Raw genomic sequence first — 8,146 nt, forward strand, 5'->3', positions numbered from 1 at the left:
CGTCACCCTGAGATATGGTCGAAACAGTCATGACAATTGCCGCGGAAGAGGAAATGCCGCATGCCAAACGCAGGTCGAGCCTGATCCGCTCGCCGCAGTTCTCTTCGCTCGTCATCCTGATCGCCCTGCTGGCGGTGTTCGCGATCGCCGACGCGAATTTCCTGTCGCCGCTCAACATCTCCAACATGATGGCGTTCCTGCCCGAGCTCGGCATCATCGCGCTCGGCATGACGCTGCTTCTGACGGCGGGCGAGTTCGACCTTTCGGTCGGTGCCGTATTCGGACTGGCGCCGGTCGTCGTCATGCTTCTGGTCCAGAACGGCGGGTTTGATATCGGCGTCGCGCTGCTGGCCGGCCTGCTGCTCTGCATAGCGATCGGTGCGATCAACGGGCTGATCGTCACCAAGATCGGCATCTCCTCCTTCCTGGTGACGCTGTCGATGCTGCTGGTGGTGCGCGGGGCAGCGCTTTACATCACCCAAGGCTTTCCGCTGAAATCCTGGGACCAGCCGGGCTTCTTCGTGACGCTGCTGGCCGGCAGCTTCAATATCGGAACGTTCCGTTTCTATACCTCGCTGTGGTGGTTCATCGGCCTTTCGCTACTGGCGATCTATGTGCTGCGCTACGCCAAGCTCGGCAACTGGATCAGCGCTATCGGCTCGAACCGTAACGCTGCCGTGGCGCGTGGTGTGCCGGCCGACGCGGTCAAGATCTGGCTGTTCATCCTGACCTCGGTGCTGGCCGGTCTCGCCGGCATGATCAGCGCCTTCCGCATCTCTGCGGCCTCGCCGGTGGCCGGCACCGGCTATGAACTCGAAGTGGTCGCCATGGTGGTGGTCGGCGGCACCGCGCTGACCGGTGGGCGCGGCACCATTTTAGGCACCATCGTCGGTGCGCTGATGCTGCGCAGCATCCGCAACGGCATCGTGCTGATCGGAGTGCCCGGGCTCGCCTACAACATCTTCGTCGGCGTCATCATACTTGCCATGCTCATCCTGCACGCTTTGCTGCAGAAGAACGCTGCCAGGAGCTGATCATGGAAGTGCTTCGGCTGCAGAACCTGCAAAAGTCCTTCGGCAGCGTCCGCGCCCTGAAGAGCGCCTCCTTCACGCTCAACGAGGGTGAAGTGGTGGCCTTGCTCGGCGACAACGGCGCCGGCAAATCGACGCTGATCAAGGCGATCTCCGGGGTCTTTCAGGTCGATCGCGGCGACATCTATGTGCGCGGACAGAAGGTCTCCATCCGCTCGACCCGCGACGCGATGGATCTCGGCATCGAGACCATCCACCAGGACACCTCGCTGGCTCCCGACCTCAGCATCGCGCGCAATCTTTTCCTCGGCCGCGAGCCGGTCAACCTCAAATGGCTGGGTGTGTTCGCGCCGCTCGATCTCGCCCAATTGCGCGATGCTGCCTCGGCACTTTTGAAGCGCGTCGGCATTTCGAAAAAACTCGACGCCGATGCGCTGGTCAGCACGCTGTCGGGCGGCGAGCGCCAGTCGATCGCCATTTCGCGCGCCATGCAGTTCGCCGCCAAGGTCATCATCCTCGACGAGCCGACCAATAATCTCGGCGTCGAGGAAACGCACGGAGTGCTGCGCTTCGTCAAGGAAGTGCGCGACGCCGGGCATTCGGTGCTTTTGATCACCCACAACATCCATCACGTCTTCCAGGTCGCCGACCGCATCATCGTCATGCGCCGCGGCGAGATCGTCGCCGAGCAGACGGTCGCCGACACCGACCTGCTGACCGTGGAAAGCATCATCACCGGCGCCGACATGTCGGCCCTGCTCAAGGAGACGAGAGCGAAGTGAAGGGCGGGAGCAAAGTGAAGGAACTGGCCGTCACATGGTAGAGCTTTACGGCAAGACGCTGTCGCGCCGGCAGGTCTCGGAGCGCTCCGGCATGCTGTCGCAATTTGCCGGCGTGCGGCTGATGACGCTTGGCGACGGCGTCGAGCGCGGCATCCGTATGCTCGAATTCCGCACCGGCTCGGGCCTGCGCTTCACCGCGCTGGTCGACCGGGCGCTCGATATCGCCGATTGCGACTTCAGGGGCCAGGCGATCGGCTGGCATTCGCCGAGCGGCTTTCGCCATCCCGGCCTGCACGAGTATGAAGGCGAGGAGGGATTGGCCTGGGCGCGGTCGTTTTCCGGCCTTCTGCTGACCTGCGGCCTCGACCATATATTGTTCATGAACGAGGTACCCGCCGACACCTACAACTACCCGCCGAAGAAGACGGTGCGCCATTCGCTGCATGGCCGCATCAGCACCATCCCGGCGCGGCTGACCGGCTACGGCGAGACCTGGGACGGCGACCGCTGCGTGTTGTGGGCCGAGGGCATCGTCCAGCAATCGACTGTGTTCGGCGAGGATCTGCACCTGCTGCGGCGGATCGAGGCCGATGTCGGCGGCAACGAGATCCGGCTTTCGGACCGCGTCGTCAATCACGGCTTCAACCGGACGCCGCATATGTATTTCTACCACATCAACGTCAGCCATCCGGTGCTCGACGAAGGATCGCGCTACCTGGCGCCGATCCGCGACGTCGTCTGGGCCGGGCATGCCGGCGAGCACTATGAAGCGCAGAAGGTCGGCTACCGCACGGTGCCGGCGCCGCAACCGGGATTCAAGGAACAGGTCTGGCAGCACGAACTCGGTGCCGACAGCACCGGCGAAGTCCCTGTGGCGGTGGTCAACGACAGTCTCGGTCTCGGCTTCGAGGTGGTCACGCGCAAGGACCAATTGCCTTGCGCCTATCAATGGCAGAATTTCCAGGCCGGGCAGTACGCGCTTGGGATCGAGCCGTCGACGCATCATGTTCTTGGCAATCTAGCGGCGCGCGAACGCGGCGAGATGATCTGGCTGGAGCATGGCGAAAGCCGCCCCTACGATGCGGTGTTCCGGGTCCTCGACGGCGCCGGCGAGATCGCCGCCGCCGAAAGCCGGATCGCGGCGATTGCCAGACAGCCGCGAGAGGACTACCCGCGGCCGTCGGGCCATTTTCCTGTTCTTGGAGGCAGGTCGTGATAATGGCGAAGAGGATACGGGACACCAGTTGGGAGGCTGGCTCTGGCCGGAGCGGGGAGGGCTCGCGGTCGAGCTGGAATTGGAGGTCACAATGGCTGGCACGGTAAAGCGCGATTACAGCCTGGTCGGCGAGAGCACGCGCAGGGCGATCGAGACGGGACTGGCCTCAGCGGAGTGGTACCACACGGATGTCCCCCGCAAGGCGATCAAGGAGTTGATGCAGCGCTCAGACGGTCCGGCGATCCGCGACACGATCATCTGGATCGTCGCCATCCTCGGCTCCGCCGCCGGCGCCGTCTACTTCTGGGGCACCTGGTGGTGCGTGCCGTTCTTCTTCGTCTACGGCGTGCTCTACGGCTCGTCCAGCGACTCGCGCTGGCACGAATGCGGCCACGGCACGGCCTTCCGCACGCGCTGGATGAGCGATGTCGTCTATCAGATCGCCAGCTTCATGCTGATGCGCAATCCGGTGACCTGGCGCTGGAGCCATGCCCGGCACCATACAGACACCATCATCGTCGGCCGCGACGCCGAGATCGCCGTGATGCGCCCGCCGGACCTATTGCGTGCCGCGCTGGCTTTCACCGGCATCCTCGATTTCCGCTATTCGCTTCCGGCGCTGGTACGCCAGGCGTTTGGCAAGCTGACGCCCGACGAGAAAAGCTACGTTCCCGAGATGGAACAGCACAAGGCCGTCATCGCGGCGCGCTGGCACATCGCCGTCTACATCGCGACGATCGCGCTCGCCGTTTTCATGCGGTCGTGGATACCGGTGGTGCTCATCGGCGTGCCGCGCCTCTACGGCACCTGGCACATGGTGCTGACCGGCCTGCTGCAGCATATCGGCCTGGCCGACAATGTCGTCGACCACCGGCTCAACACCCGTACCGTGTACATGAATCCGATCAGCCGGTTCATCTACTGGAACATGAACTACCATGTCGAGCATCACATGTTCCCGATGGTGCCTTACCACGCGCTGCCCAGGCTGCATGAATTGATCAAGCACGATCTGCCGGAGCCGAACCCGTCGATGTGGCATGCCTACCGCGAGGTCTGGCCTGTCCTGCTCAGGCAGCTCAAATACGAGGATTATTTCCTCAAGCGCGAACTGCCGCCGACGGCGAGGCCCTATCGTGGCGAGTTCCACGAAGTGGACATGTCGGCGGCGGCTGAGTAGGCACCGCAGGAATTTCGGGAGAGATAAAAAATGGCCGATTGGGTCGAAGCGTGCGCCGTCGACGATGTCGAAGAGGAAGATGTCATCCGCTTCGACCATGGCGGCCGCACCTTCGCGATCTACCGTTCGCCGGACGATGAATTCTTCGCCACCGACGGGTTTTGTACGCATGAGAAGGCGCATCTGGCCGATGGGCTTGTGATGGACGACATCATCGAATGCCCAAAGCACAATGGCCGCTTCAATTACAAGACCGGCCAGGCCAAGGGCGCTCCCGTCTGTGTCAATCTCGCGACCTATCCAGTCAAGGTCGAAGCTGGCAAGGTGATGATCCAGATTGGCTGACGGGCCTTCTGTCACGTAGCAAAGGGGACCATAATCCATGAGCCGGAAAAGACCGACCGTCGCAGACCTGCGCGCCATGAAGGGCAAGCGGCAACTGACCATGCTGCGCGTGCTGACAATGGACGAGGCCGAGGCCGCCGAGCGCGCCGGCGTCGATATCGTCTCGGTGCCGCCGGAGCTGGTGCTCAATCCGGAATACCGTGATGCGGCACCCAGCCTGTTTACCATGCCGGGTGAGAATTTCTTCGAGATCGGCACCGCCGACGATTTCGTCCGCTGGGCGTTCCGGCTCTACAAGGCGAGCGCCGATGCGGTCTATTGCAGCGCCGGCTATGCCACCATCAAGCGGATGGCCGACGACGCCATTCCGGTGATCGGCCATGTCGGCCTCATCCCGTCACGCGCCACCTGGACCGGCGGCTTCAAGGCCGTCGGCAAGACCGCCGATACCGCCATGCAGGTGTTCGAGGCGGTGAAGCAACTGGAGGCCGCCGGCGCGATCGGCGCCGAGATCGAGGTGGTGCCGGTCGAGGTGGCCAAGGCGATTTCGGAACGCACGTCGCTGATCATGTTGTCGATGGGGGCGGGCACCGGCTGCGATGCACAATACCTGTTCGCAGACGACATCCTCGGCCAGAACCGCGGCCACATGCCTCGCCACTCCAAGGTCTATCGCAATTTCGCCGCCGAATACGATCGCCTGCAGGCCGAACGCATCGCCGCCTTTTCCGAATATGTCGCCGATGTGAACAGCCTGGCGTATCCCGAAGATAGGCACGTCGTGCACATGGACCCGGACCAGCTTAGCCTGTTCCTGGAGAAGATCGAAGCCGCATGAGACACGCCTGCAACAGCGCGAAGCGCCATGGCGGATCGTAGAAGGCCGGATCGGCGGCAGGGCCGGGTCATCGCGTAGCCGGCTGCGATGCCACACGAAAGTTTGTTGGTCCATGTCTGGACGGCACCGGCCAGATGCTGTTGAAACCGGTGCGTCATCGGTTTGCCAGAAGATTGTGCGGTTGCTGATGGAGCGGGTGAAAATTCCCTTCGGATAGTTCTGCGCATGACCGCCATTCCCGAAAACCAAGCCTTGCCCGAAACCGCGACGGCGGCGCGGCAAGCCCGGCGGGTGGCGCTGATCGTCGCCGTCGCCTTCTTCATGCAGCTTCTGGATTCGACTATCATCTCGACCTCGCTGCCGCAGATGGGAGAATCCTTCGGCGTGCCGGCGGTGGCGATGAGCATCGGCATCACCGTTTATATGCTGACCATGGCGGTGTTCGTGCCGCTGTCCGGCTGGCTCGCCGACCGTTTCGGCGCGCGCAACATCTTCCTTGTGGCGATTGCCCTGTTCACGCTGGCCTCGCTCGTTTGCGGCATCTCGCAGAACCTGAGCCAGTTCGTTGCCGCGCGTGCGGTTCAGGGCCTGGGCAGCGCGCTAATGACGCCGGTCGGCCGCATCCTGGTGCTGCGCAATGCGCCGAAATCCGAGCTTCTCAACGCCACGGCGCTGATCACCTGGCCGGCGCTGTTTGCGCCGGTGGTCGGGCCGGTGCTTGGCGGCTTCATCACCACCTATCTCTCCTGGCACTGGAATTTCTTCATCAACATTCCGCTTGGGGTTGCCGGTTTGGCGCTGGTCGCCCGCTTCATTCCCGACGACCGCGAAGCCGGCGCCAGGCCGCTCGACTGGCCGGGCTTCCTGCTGACCTCTGTGGGGCTCGCCGCGATGCTCTACGGCCTCGAGCGCATCGCACATCCGCAAGAGGGTATGTTGCCGACCGTGGCATTGCTCGGCACGGGCATTTTGGTCGGCTGGCTGGCGGTGCGGCATCTGCGACGCGCCAATCATCCGCTGCTCGATCTCACAGCTTTCAAGGTGCAGACCTTTGCTATCTCGACGCTGTCGGCCGGCACGATTTTCCGCATCGCCATCAACGCCACTCCATTCCTGCTGCCGCTTTTGTTCCAGGTGGGCTTCGGCCTGAGCCCGGTCGATGCGGGCATGATGATCCTGGCCTATTTCCTCGGCAATCTCGGCATGAAGGCGGTGACGACGCCGACGCTGAGGCGCTTCGGCTTCCGTTCGGTGCTGATCGTCAACGGGGTGATCGCTTCCTTGACGATCATGGCCTGCGCGGCGCTTTCGCCGCAGACGCCGCAAGCATTGGTGGTGGTGCTGATGCTGATCGCCGGACTGTCGCGCTCGATGCAGTTCACCGCGCTCAACACGCTGGCCTTCGCCGATGTGGCCTCACAGCAGCGCAGTTCGGCGGCGACGTTGTCCAGCATGCTGCAGCAGGTGGCGATGCTGTTCGGCGTGGCGGTGGCGGCGGCACTGCTCAACCTGTCACAGATCGCGAGAGGCGCGGCAGCGCTCGATCTCGTCGACTTCCGCCTTGCCTTCCTGGTGATCGGCGCAATCGGGCTCGTCGCCTCGTGCCGCTTTCTGGCGTTGCCGAACGCTGCCGGCGCCGAGGTCTCGGGCCATGTTTTGCGGATTTGACGCAGGACCTGCGCGGCGAGCGCGGACATGAATTCTGCCTGCTCCGCTCGTCCTGGAGCGAACCTTCGCCAGCGGTCCGATCAGCGCGATCAGTTGCAAAAGGGCTTGAGTTCCAGGCATTGCGCCAGCCTCGCCAATCGGTGCGTCCAACCGCAGAATTTCCTCGCAAGCCGGCCTGCAATGCACGGATTCATTTGACGAATTGGTCTTGAGCCGATTAGCTTTCGTTCCGATGGCCGCAGAGGGAGCAGGGCGTAGCCATCGCGGGTGAAAGCGGGCAATGAACGCGACCGGCTGGCTGAACTGGAGAAGCCTGAACCAGGAGGGCATTGTCTTTGCCATCGCGGTTGTGCTGTTCATTGCCGCCGCGATCGGACTGCCCGGGTTTATCAACTCGAACAATCTCGTTGCCATCGTGCGCTCGGTCTCGGTGCTGGGCATATTGGCGCTCGGCATGGCGGTCGTCATTATCGGCAGAGGCATCGACCTGTCGGCGGTGGCGATCATGGCGATGTCGGTCGCCTGGTATCTGCAACTGCTGAATTCGGGAACATCCGACGGGCTGGCCTTCGCCTATGTGCTCGCCGGCGTTCTCGCCATCGGGCTGTTGAACGGAATCCTGGTCGCCTACGCCGAGGTTCCGGCGATCTTCGTGACGCTGGCGACCGCGTCCTTCGTTTTCGGCTATGTGCGTTCACAACTGATCACGCAGGACGCCGTGCCGGTGCCGCCCGGCCATTGGGTCGAGCTTCTTGGCGGACTGCGCTTCCTCGACATCCCGGTCGAGGTTTTTGTCTTCGCCGGGCTGGCTTTCGCCTTCTTCCTGTTTCTGCGCTACACCAAATGGGGCCGCTACGTCTATTTCGCCGGCGACAACCCGGTCGCGGCGCGCAACATCGGCATTCCAGTGCGCCCGATGCTGGTGCTGCGCTACGTGCTGTCGGCCCTGGTCTCGCTGGTGGCCGGCCTGCTCACCGCCGCCAGCCTGCATTCGATCAACACCCGCATTGTCAATTCCACGCTGCTCTACGACATCGTGCTGGTGGCGGTGATCGGCGGCATCGGTCTGTCGGGCGGGAGGGGCGG

8 protein-coding genes are annotated in these 8,146 nt (G+C 63.2%); all 8 read left to right on the forward strand.

The window, feature by feature from the left end:
* The first annotated feature begins 29 nt into the window (after positions 1 to 29).
* Positions 30 to 1,034: an ABC transporter permease gene (locus tag AC0L2X_RS29735; RefSeq protein ID WP_473600902.1), complete on the forward strand. Its 1,005-nt coding sequence runs from the start codon at positions 30 to 32 to the stop codon at positions 1,032 to 1,034.
* Positions 1,031 to 1,813, forward strand: coding sequence for an ATP-binding cassette domain-containing protein (locus tag AC0L2X_RS29740; protein WP_473559944.1), 783 nt, complete (start codon positions 1,031 to 1,033; stop codon positions 1,811 to 1,813). The genes AC0L2X_RS29735 and AC0L2X_RS29740 overlap by 4 nt, the downstream gene beginning before the upstream one ends.
* A 34-nt stretch (positions 1,814 to 1,847) precedes the next feature.
* A complete protein-coding gene (locus tag AC0L2X_RS29745; protein WP_352491027.1) occupies positions 1,848 to 3,029 on the forward strand; it encodes an aldose 1-epimerase family protein in 1,182 nt (393 codons plus the stop codon).
* A 91-nt stretch (positions 3,030 to 3,120) separates the two neighbouring features.
* Positions 3,121 to 4,209: a fatty acid desaturase family protein gene (locus AC0L2X_RS29750; RefSeq protein WP_473559898.1), complete on the forward strand. Its 1,089-nt coding sequence runs from the start codon at positions 3,121 to 3,123 to the stop codon at positions 4,207 to 4,209.
* Positions 4,210 to 4,239: 30 nt separating this feature from the next.
* On the forward strand, positions 4,240 to 4,554 hold the full coding sequence (locus tag AC0L2X_RS29755; RefSeq protein ID WP_473559896.1) for a MocE family 2Fe-2S type ferredoxin: 315 nt from the start codon (positions 4,240 to 4,242) through the stop codon (positions 4,552 to 4,554).
* A gap of 37 nt (positions 4,555 to 4,591) precedes the next feature.
* Positions 4,592 to 5,392, forward strand: a complete 801-nt coding sequence (locus tag AC0L2X_RS29760) for a 3-methyl-2-oxobutanoate hydroxymethyltransferase (RefSeq protein ID WP_473559894.1) — start codon at positions 4,592 to 4,594, stop codon at positions 5,390 to 5,392.
* 225 nt (positions 5,393 to 5,617) lie between these two features.
* Entirely contained in the window at positions 5,618 to 7,060 is a 1,443-nt protein-coding gene (locus tag AC0L2X_RS29765) for a DHA2 family efflux MFS transporter permease subunit (protein ID WP_473559893.1), read from the forward strand.
* A 280-nt stretch (positions 7,061 to 7,340) separates the two neighbouring features.
* The coding region (locus AC0L2X_RS29770; protein WP_473600903.1) for an ABC transporter permease at positions 7,341 to 8,146 on the forward strand (806 nt) is incomplete at its 3' end.

The organism is Mesorhizobium sp. WSM4828 (assembly GCF_055811175.1).